This is a genomic window from Caballeronia sp. LjRoot34 (assembly GCF_964253815.1).
In the GTDB taxonomy this organism is placed as follows: domain Bacteria; phylum Pseudomonadota; class Gammaproteobacteria; order Burkholderiales; family Burkholderiaceae; genus Caballeronia.
The window spans coordinates 54,847-71,226 of the sequence record NZ_CAXUSB020000008.1; the positions used below are offsets into that span (position 1 = coordinate 54,847).

At 58.7% G+C, this 16,380-nt stretch carries 17 protein-coding genes; 13 read left to right on the forward strand and 4 right to left on the reverse strand.

Annotation, left to right across the window (positions count from 1 at the left end; genetic code table 11):
• Positions 1 to 15: 15 nt before the first annotated feature.
• A complete protein-coding gene (locus ACSQ36_RS45155; protein ID WP_436187311.1) occupies positions 16 to 768 on the reverse strand; it encodes a maleate cis-trans isomerase family protein in 753 nt (250 codons plus the stop codon).
• Positions 769 to 1,039: 271 nt separating this feature from the next.
• Here ACSQ36_RS45155 and leuC point away from each other — a divergent pair, with 271 nt between their 5' ends.
• The 3 genes from leuC to ACSQ36_RS45170 all read left to right on the forward strand — a co-directional run bounded on the left by leuC (position 1,040) and on the right by ACSQ36_RS45170 (position 4,070).
• Entirely contained in the window at positions 1,040 to 2,440 is a 1,401-nt protein-coding gene (gene leuC / locus ACSQ36_RS45160; RefSeq protein WP_436187312.1) for a 3-isopropylmalate dehydratase large subunit, read from the forward strand.
• A gap of 1 nt (position 2,441) precedes the next feature.
• Complete coding sequence (leuD, locus tag ACSQ36_RS45165; RefSeq protein WP_436187313.1) at positions 2,442 to 3,053, forward strand: 3-isopropylmalate dehydratase small subunit; 612 nt, start codon at positions 2,442 to 2,444, stop codon at positions 3,051 to 3,053.
• A gap of 687 nt (positions 3,054 to 3,740) precedes the next feature.
• Positions 3,741 to 4,070, forward strand: a complete 330-nt coding sequence (locus ACSQ36_RS45170; RefSeq protein ID WP_436187314.1) for a hypothetical protein — start codon at positions 3,741 to 3,743, stop codon at positions 4,068 to 4,070.
• A gap of 103 nt (positions 4,071 to 4,173) precedes the next feature.
• On the opposite strand, the gene ACSQ36_RS45175 is transcribed toward ACSQ36_RS45170, so the two are convergent.
• The 3 genes from ACSQ36_RS45175 to ACSQ36_RS45185 form a co-directional block, all read right to left on the reverse strand.
• Positions 4,174 to 4,563 carry a bactofilin family protein gene (locus tag ACSQ36_RS45175; RefSeq protein WP_436187315.1) on the reverse strand — a complete coding sequence of 130 codons (390 nt, stop codon included), beginning with the start codon at positions 4,561 to 4,563 and terminating at the stop codon, positions 4,174 to 4,176.
• 137 nt (positions 4,564 to 4,700) lie between these two features.
• On the reverse strand, positions 4,701 to 5,618 hold the full coding sequence (locus tag ACSQ36_RS45180) for a hypothetical protein (RefSeq protein ID WP_436187316.1): 918 nt from the start codon (positions 5,616 to 5,618) through the stop codon (positions 4,701 to 4,703).
• A gap of 79 nt (positions 5,619 to 5,697) precedes the next feature.
• Positions 5,698 to 6,288 carry a DUF1845 domain-containing protein gene (locus tag ACSQ36_RS45185; RefSeq protein ID WP_436187317.1) on the reverse strand — a complete coding sequence of 197 codons (591 nt, stop codon included), beginning with the start codon at positions 6,286 to 6,288 and terminating at the stop codon, positions 5,698 to 5,700.
• 404 nt (positions 6,289 to 6,692) lie between these two features.
• On the opposite strand from ACSQ36_RS45185, the gene ACSQ36_RS45190 reads away from it, so the two are divergent.
• The 10 genes from ACSQ36_RS45190 to ACSQ36_RS45235 all read left to right on the forward strand — a co-directional run bounded on the left by ACSQ36_RS45190 (position 6,693) and on the right by ACSQ36_RS45235 (position 16,135).
• Complete coding sequence (locus tag ACSQ36_RS45190; protein WP_436187318.1) at positions 6,693 to 7,208, forward strand: DUF7696 family protein; 516 nt, start codon at positions 6,693 to 6,695, stop codon at positions 7,206 to 7,208.
• The gene (locus ACSQ36_RS45195) at positions 7,205 to 8,515 is read left to right on the forward strand and encodes a recombination directionality factor (protein ID WP_436187319.1); all 1,311 of its coding nucleotides are present in this window, start codon (positions 7,205 to 7,207) and stop codon (positions 8,513 to 8,515) included. The genes ACSQ36_RS45190 and ACSQ36_RS45195 overlap by 4 nt, the downstream gene beginning before the upstream one ends.
• Positions 8,516 to 8,524: 9 nt before the next feature.
• Positions 8,525 to 8,713 carry a hypothetical protein gene (locus ACSQ36_RS45200; RefSeq protein WP_436187320.1) on the forward strand — a complete coding sequence of 63 codons (189 nt, stop codon included), beginning with the start codon at positions 8,525 to 8,527 and terminating at the stop codon, positions 8,711 to 8,713.
• 483 nt (positions 8,714 to 9,196) lie between these two features.
• Positions 9,197 to 10,573, forward strand: a complete 1,377-nt coding sequence (locus tag ACSQ36_RS45205; protein ID WP_436187321.1) for a metallophosphoesterase family protein — start codon at positions 9,197 to 9,199, stop codon at positions 10,571 to 10,573.
• A 218-nt stretch (positions 10,574 to 10,791) separates the two neighbouring features.
• On the forward strand, positions 10,792 to 11,319 hold the full coding sequence (locus ACSQ36_RS45210) for a hypothetical protein (protein ID WP_436187322.1): 528 nt from the start codon (positions 10,792 to 10,794) through the stop codon (positions 11,317 to 11,319).
• Positions 11,307 to 13,628, forward strand: coding sequence for an SMC family ATPase (locus tag ACSQ36_RS45215; RefSeq protein WP_436187323.1), 2,322 nt, complete (start codon positions 11,307 to 11,309; stop codon positions 13,626 to 13,628). The genes ACSQ36_RS45210 and ACSQ36_RS45215 overlap by 13 nt, the downstream gene beginning before the upstream one ends.
• A gap of 338 nt (positions 13,629 to 13,966) precedes the next feature.
• Positions 13,967 to 14,527 (forward strand): phospholipase D family protein, encoded by a 561-nt coding sequence (locus ACSQ36_RS45220; RefSeq protein WP_436187324.1) that lies wholly within the window; start codon positions 13,967 to 13,969, stop codon positions 14,525 to 14,527.
• A 102-nt stretch (positions 14,528 to 14,629) separates the two neighbouring features.
• The gene (locus tag ACSQ36_RS45225) at positions 14,630 to 15,040 is read left to right on the forward strand and encodes a hypothetical protein (RefSeq protein WP_436187325.1); all 411 of its coding nucleotides are present in this window, start codon (positions 14,630 to 14,632) and stop codon (positions 15,038 to 15,040) included.
• Positions 15,041 to 15,119: 79 nt separating this feature from the next.
• Positions 15,120 to 15,311: a hypothetical protein gene (locus ACSQ36_RS45230; protein WP_436187326.1), complete on the forward strand. Its 192-nt coding sequence runs from the start codon at positions 15,120 to 15,122 to the stop codon at positions 15,309 to 15,311.
• Positions 15,308 to 16,135, forward strand: a complete 828-nt coding sequence (locus ACSQ36_RS45235; protein WP_436187327.1) for a hypothetical protein — start codon at positions 15,308 to 15,310, stop codon at positions 16,133 to 16,135. The genes ACSQ36_RS45230 and ACSQ36_RS45235 overlap by 4 nt, the downstream gene beginning before the upstream one ends.
• Positions 16,136 to 16,380 lie beyond the last annotated feature (245 nt).

Genomic DNA, 16,380 nt, shown 5'->3' on the forward strand with positions numbered 1-16,380 from the left:
TAGGTGTTTAAGAATTCAGTGACGGGAAAACAAGCTGCCGTAGCCTTCGACGCGGTCATTGATGTTTTCGCGTCGCAGTGCGTACCAGTACGTCGCCACGTTCACCGCGATCACGGGTTTGTCAAGCCACAATTCGGCGGCGGCAGCGACGCGCCCAAACGGAAGATTCGCGCCGAACTGGACGATTGCTGCTACGTCCTCTCCATCAACGGCCCGCACCGCGTCCAGAGCCGTCTGCGGTTCTGTATGAGCAATACCGGCGAGGGTCGATACCGGTACCGCACGCGTGCGGGCCACGGCATAGCCGATTTCATCAAAATAGGCGCGTAATTTTGGGTCTCCCTTGTCGCCATAAGGGTGGATGACGCCCAATTTTCCAGTCACACCGAGCGCCTTCAGCGCAGCGGGAAACGCGTCGGCTGCCTGAGAGACAGGAAGGTCGCCGGCGATTGAACGAATTCGCTCGTCGATGCTGCGGGCCGCCGATACACCACCTCCCCAGATACTTTCCGCCGATACGCCAAGGATGATGTGATCGGGCCTGCAGGTGGCGATTCGCTCAATGGCATTCTCGAGTGCAAGATCGATCCGGCGCAAATTCTCTTCGTCGTTCGCGTTCGCCATCGTAGGGGCATCAGGCACGTACATGCCCTCGCAGTGATTGACGACACCCGCTGGACGCAAGTCGTCGAATTCGAGTTGAACGACGGTATTGACGGATGGCGTAGCGATGCCAAACACGCGTCGCCAACCTAATACGCTGGGCATAATGTCTTCTCCATATCGGTTTGTTTGCGAAAGGCTAACGCGGGTGTCGATTCAACTGCCCACAGCTTCCATCGGATCCACCGTGCATGCTTGCGGTGTAAACCCTGCCGTACCGTGACTTGCATCATCGAGGTACGGTTGTTAGTATAAACAAACAACTTGGCAATGCAATGGTTTGATTTGCATCGCTAGCGCAGCCAGTCGCATTCGGCGATGCTCGTCGATTTGATACGGAAGGGATTCGCCACGCTTTACATCAGGAGACAGGTAAATGGGGCAAACACTATTTGAAAAGATCTGGGGTCGACATGTCGTCGCACAACTTTCGGAGGAGTGGGCGCTGCTTCATATCGACCGGCATTTGCTACATGATCTGTCGGGTGCGATCGCTCTCGAAAGTGTCAAAAGCCGTGGTTTCACGGTGCGCAATCCAGAGCTCGTATTTGCCACGGCAGACCATGCAGTTGCCACCTCGCAAGGACGGACCGGTTACACCAATCCGGGAGGTGCGCGCTTGTATGAAGAGCTCAAGAAGGCAACCGAGCAGGCCAGCATCCGCTTTTTCGACATCGGGAAACTCGGCCAGGGAATCGTCCATGTCATGGCGCCGGAATTGGGACTCGTGCAGCCGGGGATGACCCTCATCTGTGGCGATAGTCATACATGTACGAACGGCGCGCTTGGTGCTTTGGCATTCGGCATTGGCTCGTCGGAGATCATCCACGCGCTTGCGACGCAAACGCTGCTGCAGCGTAAGCCCCGCACGATGAATGTCAGGATTCACGGGAAACTCAAACCGGGCGTCTTCGCGAAAGATGTCGGCCTGTTTCTGATCGGTCTGCTCGGTACGCGAGCCGGGACCGGGTATGCGGTCGAATTCAGCGGCCCGCTCGTGCGTGAGTTCGGTATCGAAGCGCGGATGACGTTGTGTAATCTGTCGATTGAACTTGGCGCCAAAATGGGAATGATCGCCCCAGATGACAAGACCATTTCGTATCTTTCCGGGAAGCCGTTTTCACCTACTCCATCGCAGTGGGAAGAGGCGGTTGCACAGTGGCAGGAGATGGTGAGCGATCCCGATGCAGTATTCGATCGCGAGCATGTTGTGGATGCCGCGGCAATCGCCCCGATGATGACTTGGGGAACCAGCCCTGAACAGGTCATCGCTATCGATGCGAACATACCGAAGCTCGACGAGTTCGAATCCGGTCAGTCGAGGGACGCGCTCGAAACGGCGCTCGCGTACATGGATCTGCGACCGGGACAGGCGCTAGCCGGTACGCCAATTGATCGGGTGTTCATTGGTGCGTGCACTAACGCGCGGATCAGTGATTTGCGTGAAGCTGCTCGCGTCGTGGCTGGCAAGCGAGTGGCGCGTGGTATAGGAGCCTGGGTGGTGCCCGGCTCCGAGCAGGTCAAGCAGGATGCAGAACTCGAAGGGCTCGACCAGATATTCCTGAGCGCCGGTTTCGAATGGCGCGAGCCTGGCTGCAGCATGTGTGTGGCGGCAAACGGTGAACGTGCGGAACCCGGACAGCGGGTCGTATCGACATCCAATCGGAACTTTGTTGGCCGTCAGGGCCCAGGTGTGCGTACCCATCTGGCCAGCCCGGCTAGTGCTGCGGCTGCTGCGCTGGCAGGCGAGATCATCGACCCGCGCGAGGTGGCCTGAGATGAAACGTTTCTCGACCGTCTGTGGTCCGGCCGTTGTCTTCCTTCAACCGAATATCGATACCGACGTCATCATCCGCATTGAGCGTCTGATGAATGTTGCGCGTGAAGACTTGGGAAAGTATGCATTCGAAGCGTTGCGCTTGGATGAAAATGGTGAGCCCGTTGATGATTGTGTGTTCAACATGCCGCACCACAGGGGCGCGCCGATCCTGATTGCAGGCGAAAACTTCGGTTGTGGCTCGTCGCGAGAGGGCGCTGTCTGGGCATTGGAGTCAATGGGCTTTCAGTGCGTGATCGCGGAAAGCTTCGGCGACATTTTCTATAACAACTGCCTGCAGAATGGAATTTTGCCAGTTAGGCTGACACGTCAAGAAATCGCCGATCTGGTAGACGACGTGAATGCGGGACAACGGGTTACCGCGGATTTGCGTGCGCAGTCGATCAGTGCATCGCAGGCGTGTAGTTACGGCTTTGAGATCGATCAGTTGAAACGGGATGCGCTTCTTTCCGGGCTGGACGATATCAAGAGCACGCTTCGCTTGGACGCCGAGATTGTGGCGTGGCAGCGGGCTGACCATCAGAGCAGGCCGTGGGTTTGGCCGGTCGAGTAGTGACGGTTACAAGCGAGGATCTATTGGCGCACCCTTCAGGAATTTGTAGCTGAAAGCATGGGGTGGCTCGCGCCGGTCGCAGCAGTGGGGCGTTTTGCACGGTGCTAGATAATTCCGTCCCGGTTGATCGACGGAGATTGCGCATGAAAGTCGAACGGATCCTGGCCGTAGATAGCGGCGATAGCCACATCACCAACGCCCCGCTTTCGCAGATGACGCGTCCTGACGTTAGCGAACTAGGGACGTAGGGGGCAGCGTGTCCGAGAGCAAATAGCTCTTGTCGCAGCTTCAGCTTGAAATCGTCACCCGGCAGTTCGAGGCAACAACGCATCAGCGCCGGCACTGCGCGCAGTGCGGCGCGAACCGGGCCATTGCAGAAATCCATGGGGCGCGGTTTCGGGGTCCGAGTGCTGCGGTTGCGCAAATCCAATGCGCCGTGAACTCGCCGGTACAAAACTGCGGCAATTCCACGCTGCGGCAGCGCTGGATCGCACCGGAACTCAGGTGCGTCCAGAGCGAGGTTGCCGCAGCGTTGCCCTACGCGCGCAGCGCAGAGCTCCTGGGCAAGCTCTTGCCCATTGGGGCGGCCCACAGTGCCAGCACAATGCGGGCTCCAGCGCCCTCCGGTTCCCTCGGGAAAACACGCGAGCAAGTGACTGGTGAGCTGGAATATCTCGTGGCTGGCCATTGTTCTTTCTGTCCTTGCTGTTGCCGGACAAACGCTCGCCGGATGGGCTGGAAGTCGAGGATGCCTCCGACATGGCTGCGATCCAATCGCGGGGCCGAGCCGATGCCGAAGCCGGCATGTCCCCGCGTGCGAACCTCTATACGACAATATCCGAGCAAGTCGCCTACAGGCGGGGCCTGTTGGAACATCGCCGCGTGCTGGCCAACTTGCATGGCAAAGCCGATGCCGAGGCTGGTAGGCCTGCACTCGAGCACCATTTTGAAACGTTCGGCGAACAGCGCGCGTACATGCAGGCATATGAAGAGGTCCGGCGAAAACGGCAGCCATGACGCCCAGAATCTCCCCGTGGTTCACCATTGGCGACAGGTGTCTTGCTCACCAAAATGAAAAGCCCGCGTTGCGGGCTTTGTTGATTCTAGTGATCGCGCTGCGTTACTGGTTCGCGACGGCGCGCGTGATCTCTTTGACGTTCGATTCGTTCTCGATCGTCAGTTCCTTCGATATACGCTTGAGTGCGCCGTTCAGCGACGCACGCGGCCCGAGACGAATCGTGCCGCAGTAAAAGATATTTCCAGATACCTGGCCGTTGATTTCGAGCGATTCGCGCGCATGCACGTCGCCTTCGACTTTGCCGTCGATGTGCACGTGCTCGCCTTGCGCCGTTCCTTTCACGAGACCACCTTGGCCCACATGCAGCAGACCCTTCGTCGAAACGATGCTGCCGTCGACTAGCCCGAAGCAGCTCACGCCATGATCGAGGATGAGATCGCCGTTGAGGGCCGCGCCCGCATCGATAAGCGTAATGTTGAGATTGGATTTCAATGGTTACCTCATTGGTTTAGGCATCAGGGGCGGATTGGCCAGCGCGATCGCGGGACGGTGCAGGAATTCCCAATTTGCCCCCGTCGGTGCGCCAAACCTTGCCTGTGAAGGGTGATACGTCGTAACGGGCGACGTGTTCAAAACATTTGCACTTCGTTGGACCCGGCGCGCGCAGGCGGTGAGGGATTCTTCTCGGGTGCCGGCGACGACGGCTCGCTCGGTGCTGCACGAGGCTTTAGCGCGTGTTGCGTTGGCCGGCGAACAGGTTTCACGGTGGCCTCTGGTGCGTCGGCAGGCCTCGCAGTCGGTTGGGGCGTGCTGGGAACCGCTGCAGCGAGCGGTGCCGTCGCAATGCTGCTGCTTGCGACCGGATTGACAGCTACCGGTGCGACGGGCGTAGATTGCGGCGCAACGGGCTGTGGGGTATGTGCGCGCTCGGCGTCTTCGGGAGCTGCACCCTGAACCGGTTTCACTTCTGCCGCTCGGGCTGTCGTGGCACGTCGAATTGGCGAATTGATGGCGCGCTGTTCGTCGCTTGACATGGTTGGAACCGCGCTGCGCGTCGTTTCGAGCGGGCGCGAGGCGACCGCTTGACGGAACTGCTCTGCGGTCAATCCTTCCGGCGCGCCTCGATTCGCGGCGTCCGTCGGTGGTGTCATAGCCACTGGCCGCGACGGACTGGCGTCGATTTCGCGAATCGCTGCGACCGGCTGCGCATCGGTTGGCACGGATGCGGTGGCCAGCCCCGCATCCGTGCCAGACGACGCCGGTGCAGAGGCCGTGGGCGCGGCCGGTGCGGGCTTGTCGGCATGCCAGGACTTGTACAAAGAAGCCGATCCAACGCCGGCCGTTGCGACCAATGCCGCCGTGGCGAGCGCGATGCATGAGCGCTTGAATGCCGGCTTAAGGCTCGACCACCTACTGCGCCCTGTGTCCGGAGCTTCGCGTGCGATCTTCTCCGGTGCCGGGAGCGCCGCGATTCTCGCCGGCAGGTCGATCGTGAAAGGTTCGGTGGAAAACTGCGCGTGCAGTCTCTGGATGTCACGTAAGTCCATATGAGCGCCTCTGGTTGATAGGTCGAGCTTACCCACGCCGCGTTGAAGTCAAGCGGCACGAAATCGACATGCGAATTCTTTAAGACTCGATACCCGATCCGGGAACGTGTGTGCCGTCTGACTCGAACTGGTCAGCGTCCGGGATACACAGGAAGGGGATTTGGTTAATTCGCGCTTCGGCAGCGTCGAGAATGCTTTGCCGTTCTCTCGCGGAGACGGTGAGCGCCATCTGGCAGCGCATCGTGCCGATGAAGAGTCGGTCGTATTGCACCAGCAAGCGCACGAGAGTCCCGGAGAGCGCGTGTTTGATTTCCAACTCTATTTTTTCGGCCTTCACCGGCATGACACGCTGGTGTCTTCTCGATATCGCCGCAACCGTTTTGCTCAGCCAGGCGTCCGCGACGCGGAACTCGTTTTCGATTGCGCGCAGTTTTCCGTTGCGGGCAACAGCCATCTTCGCTGCAGCGAAGTTGTAGTCCGAGCGCACGAAATCGCGTACATAACGCGAGTAATACATGAACTCGGTTCGCGCGAGCGTCGATGGGGTGATCCGTGCGAGCCGATCATCGCTTGTCAGGCGCTGGATCGGTTTGAGCCCGGACTGCGACTCGGCAACATTTGGCGGGTCTTTCTGCGGATCTTCAGGCAATTCTTCAAGAACAGCGGTCATGGCATCTTTTCGGGTGGTCTCTCTCAGTGTCAGATTGTCGTTGAATGTATTCGTCTGAAGAGATTGAAAGCTATGCGATATTTGTGAGCTTTTGCCCCAATGCAGCGGCGCCAATCCGCAATACTCACTCTATTCCCCGCGTCCCTGACGCATCGACCTCGACTCGCAAGCCCGGAGTCCATCTTTTTTCTGCAAGCCGTGCTCTTGAGCATGCTCCGACCAGTTGGCTACTGGTGTGGATAATTTTCTTGTGCTGAGTGACTCGCCACCCACTCCCCAATTTTCAGCCGTGATACTCGTACCTGGTCCGCATGCATTTGCGCCGGTACATCGTTCGAACCTGGATATCGGGTGTTCTCTCTCCAGAGCCTGTTCTGGGTAGAACGATCGAAGTTGGCTGATCCGTGATCCTGCGGCGGAATGTATTTTCCGAAAAAGGGTTGTTGCGCAGCGTGACCATGCTGCGCGAGGACGACTTTACGTCCTCTGACAGAGCCTTCACTGGCTCCCTGTGCGCCACGTCCCCAGAAGGGACGTGGCGTGTAGGTCTCGTGTCGGCCTATTTACCTATTTGCGAAGCTCGCTCCTTAACCGGTGCGGGCTTTTTTTTCGTCCGTGTTTTCACGGGCCTTTTCCAACGGGGGTTGCCTATGTTGTTGCAGAACCGTCTAAACCAGCGCATCGCGGAAACGATCAAGCAATCGATCGAACTGGAGCGCCAGGAAGCTGATACGAGCACCGCCTCATGGCGGCAGCGTTGCGAGGTGGCTCAAGTCGCGATGTATGGCGATGCCGAGCGAACCACTTTTATCCACCATGTCACCGAGAAGCGCGGTAGCGATGCGGCCCACGAGATCCAGTCTGGGGCAGCAAAACTTCGCACGGCGGCGATCTTTTTTCTTGCGAGCAAAACATCATGAATGCAGTCGTATCGATGTTGGATCTGACACCACGCAGTCTCGTCGAAGAGCGGGCCATCCGGCCGCCCACGATCGGCAAGATTCGCCCGGGTATCAAAGTGCTGACGCGTAAGGCACAGGAGAATCAGAAAGCGGTTGACCTGTACCAAACGATGGTTGCGGCCGGCGACTCTTTCGAGACGATCGGCAAGACCATCGAATCGAAACTGAAGCTAAGCAACGCGCTTGTCCCGAAAAACGTTCCTTACTTCGTCTGCCGCCGCTCGGATTTTTCCAACCCCGCAACGGCTGACGAGATTCTCAAGCTGTACGGTGAGGATCGAGGCGACGGACTGCGGCTGTATCGTTTTCCGGTCATGTTCGCCTTCGATGACTGGCTTCGAAACGTTCCCAACGAAATGGCGGTCTACAACACGACCAGTCGGCTTTTCTTCTCGCAGTATGGGAGCGACGGGAAACGCTACTGCAAAACGTACGCCCCGGTTGAACGGGATGCGCGTGCGCAACGTGCGAAGCGGTCCTTTGGCGGCAGACTGATCAATCACCGGCAGGACGACGACATACGGGACGGCGTTTGCGACCCGCAGGTCTGCCCGCAATATCAGGCGCGCAAATGCAATCTGTCGGCGACGTTCTTGTTCGTGATCCCGGAAATCAAGGGCCTCGGCCTGATCGAATTGCCGACGAACTCCATCTACGTGCTGCAAAAGGCGTATTCCGCAATGCAGACCGTCTCGCTCGCGCGGGGCAGACTCACCGGAACGCGATTTTGGCTCTCGAAGCGGGAATTCGACATCACGCGTATTGATGAAAACGGTCAGGCCGTCAGGCAGAAGCAGATGTTGACGGTCCTCGATGCAGATATCGATCTTGGGGCGTTGCTTGATGCCGCGGAAGGCGCGGTACCGGCGCTCGAGGCTGCAAATCGCGTCGTCGCGCTGATCGAACCCGATGCCGCTGCTCGTGTGGTGGACGAACGGACGATTGACCTCGACGGTTCACAGTCAAGCACTTCATCAGAAGGCGATGGCAACGTGGCAAGCGGCAATCCCCCGGACGTCGATCCCAATGAAACGATCGAGGAAAAGCGGCATCGAATGTCGGACCTGCTGCAACGCCTCGGATTGAACCATCCAGACCGGCAACAAGACTTTCGCATTTATGCGCACGTCACCTACGGAAAAGGGTGGTCGGAACGGGCAACCGACATCGACCAGATGAACGCATGTCTCGCGGCCGCACTTGTGAAGCCCGACGATCTTGAGGCTGAGATCGGAAAGGCATTGCAAGCCGTTTCTCCTGCGTGAGGAGAAACGATGGCGCGTATCTACGAAGCGACCTGGGATGAGACCTACGTCAATCCCGGCACACGCACGCTGTCCGAAAAGCACTTTAATTCTGACAACGGCTACGACGCCGACGACCTTCACCGTATCAACGCTCTCGCAGTTGGAGAGTTGGCTGAACTCGACGGTAATCATCTCATTGTGAAGCGTATCCAGTAGTTCAGGAGACCACTCACACGCCAGCCCTTCGGGGCTGGTTCATCCTTTTTCGATATGACGTCCGAGAGTACTTCAGCAAGCCCGTTTTGCTAAAGAGCTTTCGACCGCGTGTTCACGCATCGAATTCGTCCGCTTCGGCGGCCATTCCATCTTTCTATACGGAGCATCTTGCGATGCCGGAACCACAATCAATTCTGTTTGGCCAACAACAGATGGGCTGTGGAGGGTGTGGTGGAAAAGCCTTCACACTTTTCACTGCCGACAAGACCGCGCGCATTGTTGCCCAATGCCAGGCATGCAAGAGCACGTCGTTTATAGAACCCGAGCCCTCGAAGCTGCAAATCGAGTGGGGCCAGGGTGACGGACGTCTCACGGTCTTCTGAAGAAACACAAATTTTTTGCGACGCCTCTATTGCGGCGTCTTATCCATGAGGCTGTCTTGGGAATGCTCCCTTGGCAGCTTTTTCATTTGAGGAGGCGACATTGAAAATCGCTCATTTTTCTGACTTGCATTACGCGCCGGGCAACCTCGAGGAGGCGGACCGATGCTTCGGGTTCGCGGTGGGGAATGCGATCACGCTCGGGACGGATTTTGCTGTGATTTCCGGCGATGCAACTGACCATCGGTTGGACGCTCACTCGCCTTCGCTGAACCGGTTGGCCACGCAGATTCACCGGCTTGCGCGTTCAATGCCGGTGCTGATGCTGCAGGGCACGTTTTCGCACGAGCCGCCGGGCACCTTGAAGAACTTTGCTTTGATGGGCACCGAACATCCGGTGTTCGTCGCCGAGCGGGTGCAACAGGTGAGTTGGTTCGAGGGTCAGTTCTTTGCTTCCGACGGGCCGCTGTTCAGTCCGGAAGAGCTCAAGAGCGTGCTGACGATCGGCGCTGATATCGTCTTCACCTGTTTGCCCACGATCAACAAGGGCCAACTGGCGGCCGCGGTTGGCGCGAAGGATGCGGCGACCGCGTTGAACGACGTGCTCAGCGACTATCTTGCGGCGGCCGGCCGGGTGAATAGCCAACTTCGGGCGGCCGGAATTCGGACGGTCGGTGTCTCGCACGGCACGGTCAATGGTTGCACGACCGAGCACGGCGTCACGATGGCAGGTTTCGATCACGAGTTCTCGATCAGCGCGCTGTTCGACGCCGAATGCGACGCCTTCATGCTTGGTCATATCCACAAGCACCAGCAGTGGGAGCGGGCTGGCCGGCTGGTCGCCTATCCGGGTTCGATCGGACGCTTTCACTACGGCGAGGAGGGGGACAAGGGCTACCTCCTGTGGGATGTGTCCGCCGGCGACGCGAACGCGCAGTTGGTGGCGACGCCAGCACGCGAGACCGTGTGTATCGACTTTGACGGGCCGCCCGACATGGCGCGGCTCGCCGAGATAGCTGCCAGTTCAACGGACAAATTCGTGCGCGTTCGTTGGCAAGTTGATGAAGAGCATCGTCAGTCGGTGGATCGCGAGGCGATTGCCGCGCTTTTCGTGGGCGCGTCGGAACTCAAGGTCGAGGCGCGCATTCTTCCGGTCACTCGTAGTCGTGCGCAGGGTATCAGCCTCGAAGCAACGGTTGAGCGCAAGCTCGAACGCTGGTGCGAACTGACTGAAGTGGTCCCGGCGCCGTTGCTCGATCGGTTTCATTTGCTCGAAGCCAACGATGCCGAATCGATTGCGGCCGAGATTCTTGGTCGCATTGATACCTTGGCGCTGCCGGAAAGCAACGAAGCCCCAGCCTCTGAGGTGGCGGTGCATAGCGCGGCCGTCGACGATGAGTTGCCGGTCTTGGATGCATCTGTTCAAACCGTCAACTCGTCGCCGGCGTCGTGGCTCGAGGATGATCTTTTCGCAGCGTGAGTTGCCAACCCAGCGAGAGAGGCCAGTTCGGCTCTCTCGCCGTGAACACAGCCGTGTTCCGATAGCCCACCCGGTTATCGAAACAAAGGTTTCACCGCGTCCTGGACGCATCGACGTAGCAGCAGCAGGTCCTTTTTAAGCAGTCTATTTCCTTTACCCTGGCGGGGCGCAATCCCTACCGGGAGCACTCCGCCTCACTTTTTGAACGGAGTGTGAATATGTTTGGTTTGTATCCTGCCGGAGCCGCTTGGGTTCGCACCTTCGCCACGGAAAAGTTCTCCGCGCGCGATATTCAGAAGTCACTCGTCGACCACGCGCAGTTCATCGCGGGTATCTTTCATCAACCATTTGGCGAGCAACGTGGGGCAGTCGCCGCGCAACTCGGCAAGATCCTGGTTCTGTCTACCTCGCATGGCAATGCAACCCAATTTGCGGTCGCACCCAATGTCGAGCTGCAAAATCTCCTCTGGTCGTTCGAGAAGGGCTTTTCAACGCAATGGTCGGCAGTCGAGATCCGAGCGTTGACTGGTTATTCGGGATGGGACGAATTGCTTACTGGCGTTCGACGCGAATTCGCGGCTGTTTGCCAGGCCGTGCAGAGCGCGGTGAACGCAACGCTCGAAGCGCCTCCGGCGCCCGAGTCAACCGTTCACGAGTCTTTTCCTGATGACGACAACGATGCGTTCTATGCGCAAATGGCTGAGCTTTCGCAGCAGCCGATGGAGATGCCGTCATGCGGCCTCTGAAACTGACGCTGGAAGGGTTCTATGGCGTTCGCGATGGCATGCACCGCGACAGTCTCACGCTTGATCTGGAAAACATGCCGGAAGGCCTGATCGCGTTGACCGGTCCGAATGGGGCAGGAAAGACCACGATCATGGACAACTTGCATCCGTATCCGATCATGCCTTCGCAAGCCTCGAAGCTGTCGGTCGACGCGTTCTCGTACTGGGATCACATCTGTGCGCCTAAGGCGCTTAAAGAGCTCGAATGGGAACACGATGGCATTCGCTATCGGTCCTCCTTTGCGTTCAGAAAGCCGGGCAAGACAGGCAAGGCGGAGTACTACCTTGCCTACCGGTCGATGGATGGTGAGTGGCGTCCGGTGTCGCTACCGGATGGCACCGTGTCGGATGGCAAAGCAGAGACGTATAACCGCTGCGTCGATGCGATCAACGGCACGCTCGAGACGTTCTTCACCAGCGTTTTTTCGGCTCAAAACCGCAGGCCGCTTGCGGCATACGGCGTCGGGGAAATCAAGACGTTGTTGGCGGAGCTGCTCGGCATCGAACACCTGAAAGGGTTGTCGGCGAAAGCCGGCGATGTCGCGAAGCTGCTTGTTCGCTCGCTGGATGGGATCCAGGCCGAGATCGTCGCATTGTCACGCAAGCGTGAACGCGTGACGGAAGTCGAGCGACTGATCAACGTGGACTTTGATGCGCTTCGTGCGGCTCGTACCGCGCGCGACGCGGCCGTCACCGCGGGCACGAACTTGGCCCAGCAGCGCGCGACGCTCGCAGTCAAGCAAGGGGAGTCTGCCGCCATCGAAGCACGCTTACGCCAACTCGGGGTACGGCGTGACGAACTGACGAAAGCTTTCAAGACGCTGTCCGATCACGACACGGCAACGACGACGCGCGTACAGCAACGCACGTCGGGGCTGAACAAAACCGTGGCCAGTCATCAGGCGACGCTGACCCAACGAGAAGCAATTCTCGGTGCGGCAGCGCAGCGCGATGAGGCGCAGCTTCTGATCGGTCGTGAGGCAACCCGTGTCGAACCGCTGCAGAAGGCAATTGGGCTCCTGGAAGTGAAGCAGGTTCAGCACGCCGAGCTTCAGGGCAAGTTGCGCGGCCTGGAAACCGAAGGGCCGACGAAAGCCGCCCACTACGAATCCCTGTCGAAGCAAGCGGCGGTCGTGGAGTCCGTTCCCTGCGTTGGACACGAGATGCATTCAACGTGTGCGTTGCTGTCACAGGCGCGTGAAGCCAAGGCGCAAGCCGAGGTTCAGCGCATTTCGGTGGCGGAACTTCGCACGACCTATGCAAGCACGAGAAAGTTGGCGGCCGAAATCGCGCCAATGATCGAGCAGCTTGCTACGAAGCGTGCGGAACTCAAGTCAGTGAGCGACGTGATTTCTGCGGCGCGCCAGAACTTGCAGAGGGCGACGGAGTTGGCTGCGAAAAAGCCATTGCTGGACGCCGCAACCGTGGGGCTCGAGACCGCGCTGTCTGAACTTAAGGCTTTGGCCGATGAGGAAGGCGCAAGGCGAATTCGTGTCGATGCTGACAAGGCGCGGTTCACTGCGCAGTTGACCGAAATAGCGGAAGAGGTTGCCCGGCTCGGCGCGGTCGATGTAACGGCAGCCATTGCCGACATTGATCGGCAGATCGTGACCAACCGCGAGGCGCTTGTAATGTTGGATACTCGGATCGAAGGACTGATCCGCTCGCAAACGACATTGCAGGCTGATTGCGACCGGCTGAAGACGGAGTTGGACGGCTTTTCTGCGACGCAGTTGCGCGCAGATCGGCTGTCGGACGAAATCTCGCGCTGGAAGCTGTTGGCCAAGGGGCTGGGCAATGACGGCGTTGTTGCTCTGACGATCGATGATGCGGGGCCGGCGTTGACGCATACCGTGAACGAGCTGCTGTTGGCTTGTTATGGACGGCGTTTCACCGTCGAGATTCGCACTCAGCGAGCGCTGGCCACTGGCGAACTGCGCGAGGGATTCGAAATCCTCGTGCACGACGCGGACAACGACAGCACCAAGTCAGTAACGGTGATGTCGGGTGGTCAGAAGGTCTGGATCAACGAGTGTTTGACGCGGGGCATCGCGTTGTACCTTGGGCAGAACGCGGGTCAGTCGTACCAGACCCTGTTCAGCGACGAATCGGATGGCCCGCTCGATCCAGAGCGCAAGCTCCAGTTCATGCGGATGAAACGTGAGGTGCTGCGCCAAGGCGGGTATCAGCGTGAGTTTTTTATTTCGCAAACACCTGATCTTGTTGCAGAAGCTGACGCAATCATCGATGTGCGGGCGCTGGCGGCCTGACTGATTCAGTTTCACCCTCGTGGGGATCGCTCCCCACGGGGCGGTCTCCCTTTTTAACTCGCGCCCCTCTGGGCGCGTTTTTATTTCCTCTGCCATGTACAACATTTTCGTCATTCTGCTGGCCACTGCTGGCGGCTCGGTCATGCCCGGTCCCGTAGTGCAATCCGATTCCGCGAAGGCGGTTCGTCCGCCGGCAGCTCGGCACCAACGCGAGGCGGTGCCGCGAGATGTCCCGAAGCGGTTGGAAGCTCGTCCTATTCAACATATCTGACCATGTTTAAATCCCCCGCCTCTTTTGAGGACGCGGGGATTTCGCCGTATACCCTTTCGGAGTTTTTATGAGAAATCTCAATCTTCAGCGCTTCACCGCAACGATTCTCTTTGCGGCCTCGTTGGCGCTGGCCACACCCGCGTTCGCCGCTGCGCACGATGAAGTGCAGGTGGCTTTCTCGCCCCATGGGGGCGCGCAAGCGCTGGTCCTGAAAACCGTCGACAGCGCACGGCGATCGATTCGCCTCATGGCGTACTCGTTCACCGCCGCGCCAGTGGTGCGGGCATTGCTCGATGCCAAGCGGCGAGGGGTCGACGTCGCAGTGACAGTCGATTACCGGAGCAACGTGGCGGAAGATCGCAGCGGCAAGGCACGCGCTGCGCTCGGAACGCTTGCAAACGCGGGTATTCCAGTTCGCGTGGTTCGTGCTTTTTCTATTGCTCACAGCAAATACATAGTGGTCGACGGCGAGACGGTAGAAACGGGCTCGTACAACTACAGCCAGCAAGCGGCTCGATTTAATTTGGAAAACGTCCTGGTGCTGTGGGCGCGTCCTGACATTGCGCGGACCTATCTGCAAAATTGGGAAGAAGTCACGGCGCTCGGCGAGCCGTACGTTGCGCCCTAGAACCGAATTCATCGCATGACGATCGATCGGTAATCACTTTTAACCCATGCGGGCAAGCGGCCCGTATGGGCTGCTCCGCGTTCATTCCAAGGAGCAATGAAAATGTCTTACTCATGCAGCGACTTCACCGACGATGTGCTCAACAAGCTCACCGGCCTGGGATTGATTCGACCGGAAGACGTCGAGGAGAACGACCCAGAATCGCAGGCGAATTTGGCGATCACTGCCATAACCGAAGTCGCAGGCAAAGCTGCGAGCGCCTCGGGGGCTGGCGGTGCACAACTCTTCTTCGATGAGTTGCTCGCATCGGTCGAATCTCTGAGTGCGATTGCGGAACAGCATGGCCCGGCTGTGCTGGCCCAACTCATGTATCTGCAAAGCGCAATCGCCAAAGGCACGCACATCGAACTGTATCCTGCCGAAGCGTCAGTTCTCGGCTTCGTGTGTGCGCTCCCTTCCGGCGAGCGTTGGTGGACGTTCGTTTCCGAGATTGCTGAAGAAGCGACGTCGTAAAACGTAATTAATTTTCTTTGACCCCGCGGGTAGCGATCCCCGTCGGGGTCGCTCCGCATTTTTTTCTTGTGGAGTTTCAATGTTCGAAGCAGCGATCGATGGGCAATATCCTGAAAAATTCCCGACCGTTGAGGCCGCCAAAGCATACATTGCGGACACGCCGATAATCGGTGTGCGTCCGTGGGTCCGGGATCTCAACGGCCCGGGTGTCCGCTGGGGATTCCTCATCGTCAGTGGCAGAGCGCTGCAACCGCGGGAGCGCCAGTCATGACGCCCACGCTTTCCACGCCAGGTTGGCTCGGTTCTTACGCAAGCGGCCAAAAGCTCGGCTGGGCGCAATCGGTGATGGCCTACGCTGAGTACTACGGTGTCGACGGCTCGGCCGACGACGATCCGGAGTTAGAGGAGAGGCTGGTCATGCACCGCGCACCCCTCGTTGGGTACGCGAGCCGGACCGGAACCCGCCGCAACCTCACGGCGCTCGATGATGCCGACTGGCGGTTGCTCGTATCGGCCAAGGGGCAACTCAGAACCGAAGGCATGCGTTACGCGCTCGACAACGGCGCGTGGACAGCATTTCAACAACAGCAGCCTTTCGACGAAGAGGCGTTCCTGATCGCTGTCGAGAAGCTTGGCCTCGGTGCGGACTGGATCGTCTTGCCCGACATTGTGGAAGGCGGCCTGGCATCGCTGGACTACTCGCTGAGTTGGAAGGAGCGTCTTCGCGGCATGCCGACCAAATTGCTGATTGCAGTACAGGACGGTATGCAGATCTCAGATGTTGCGAGTCTGCTTTGCCCAGCAGTCGGAATTTTCGTCGGCGGCACGACGGAGTGGAAAGAGGCCACGGCGCAAGCCTGGGGTTATCTCGCTCGGCGCCGGAACTGCCACTTGCATGTTGGACGGGTCAATTCCGCCCGTCGAATACGCATCTGCGCAGCTGCTGGAGCGAACAGCTTTGACGGCTCGGGCGTTAGCCGATACGCCGAAGCACTGCCCCGGCTTGATCGGGCGACGCGACAGGCGGACTTGTTTGCGGCCGCCGGCGAGTCGCTTGAAGAAGCACAGGTAGCAACGGCTGATCTCAATTTATAGAAATATCAATTCAACCCTTTCGGGAGCGCCCGAAAGGGGCGCTCTCATTCTTTTTCGCGGAGCGTTTTATGGATGCTGGAATACTTGTAAAGATGGAGGTGGCGACCTGTTCGCAGAAACGGCGTAGCGATCGCTGTACAGAGACCTTTCGACAATCCCCGGGCTCACTCCTCGGGGATTTTTTTCGTCGGGGAGACTCCGCGTCGATTCTGTCGGTAGGTACTTTCCGAGGTAGGCGGGGGGCG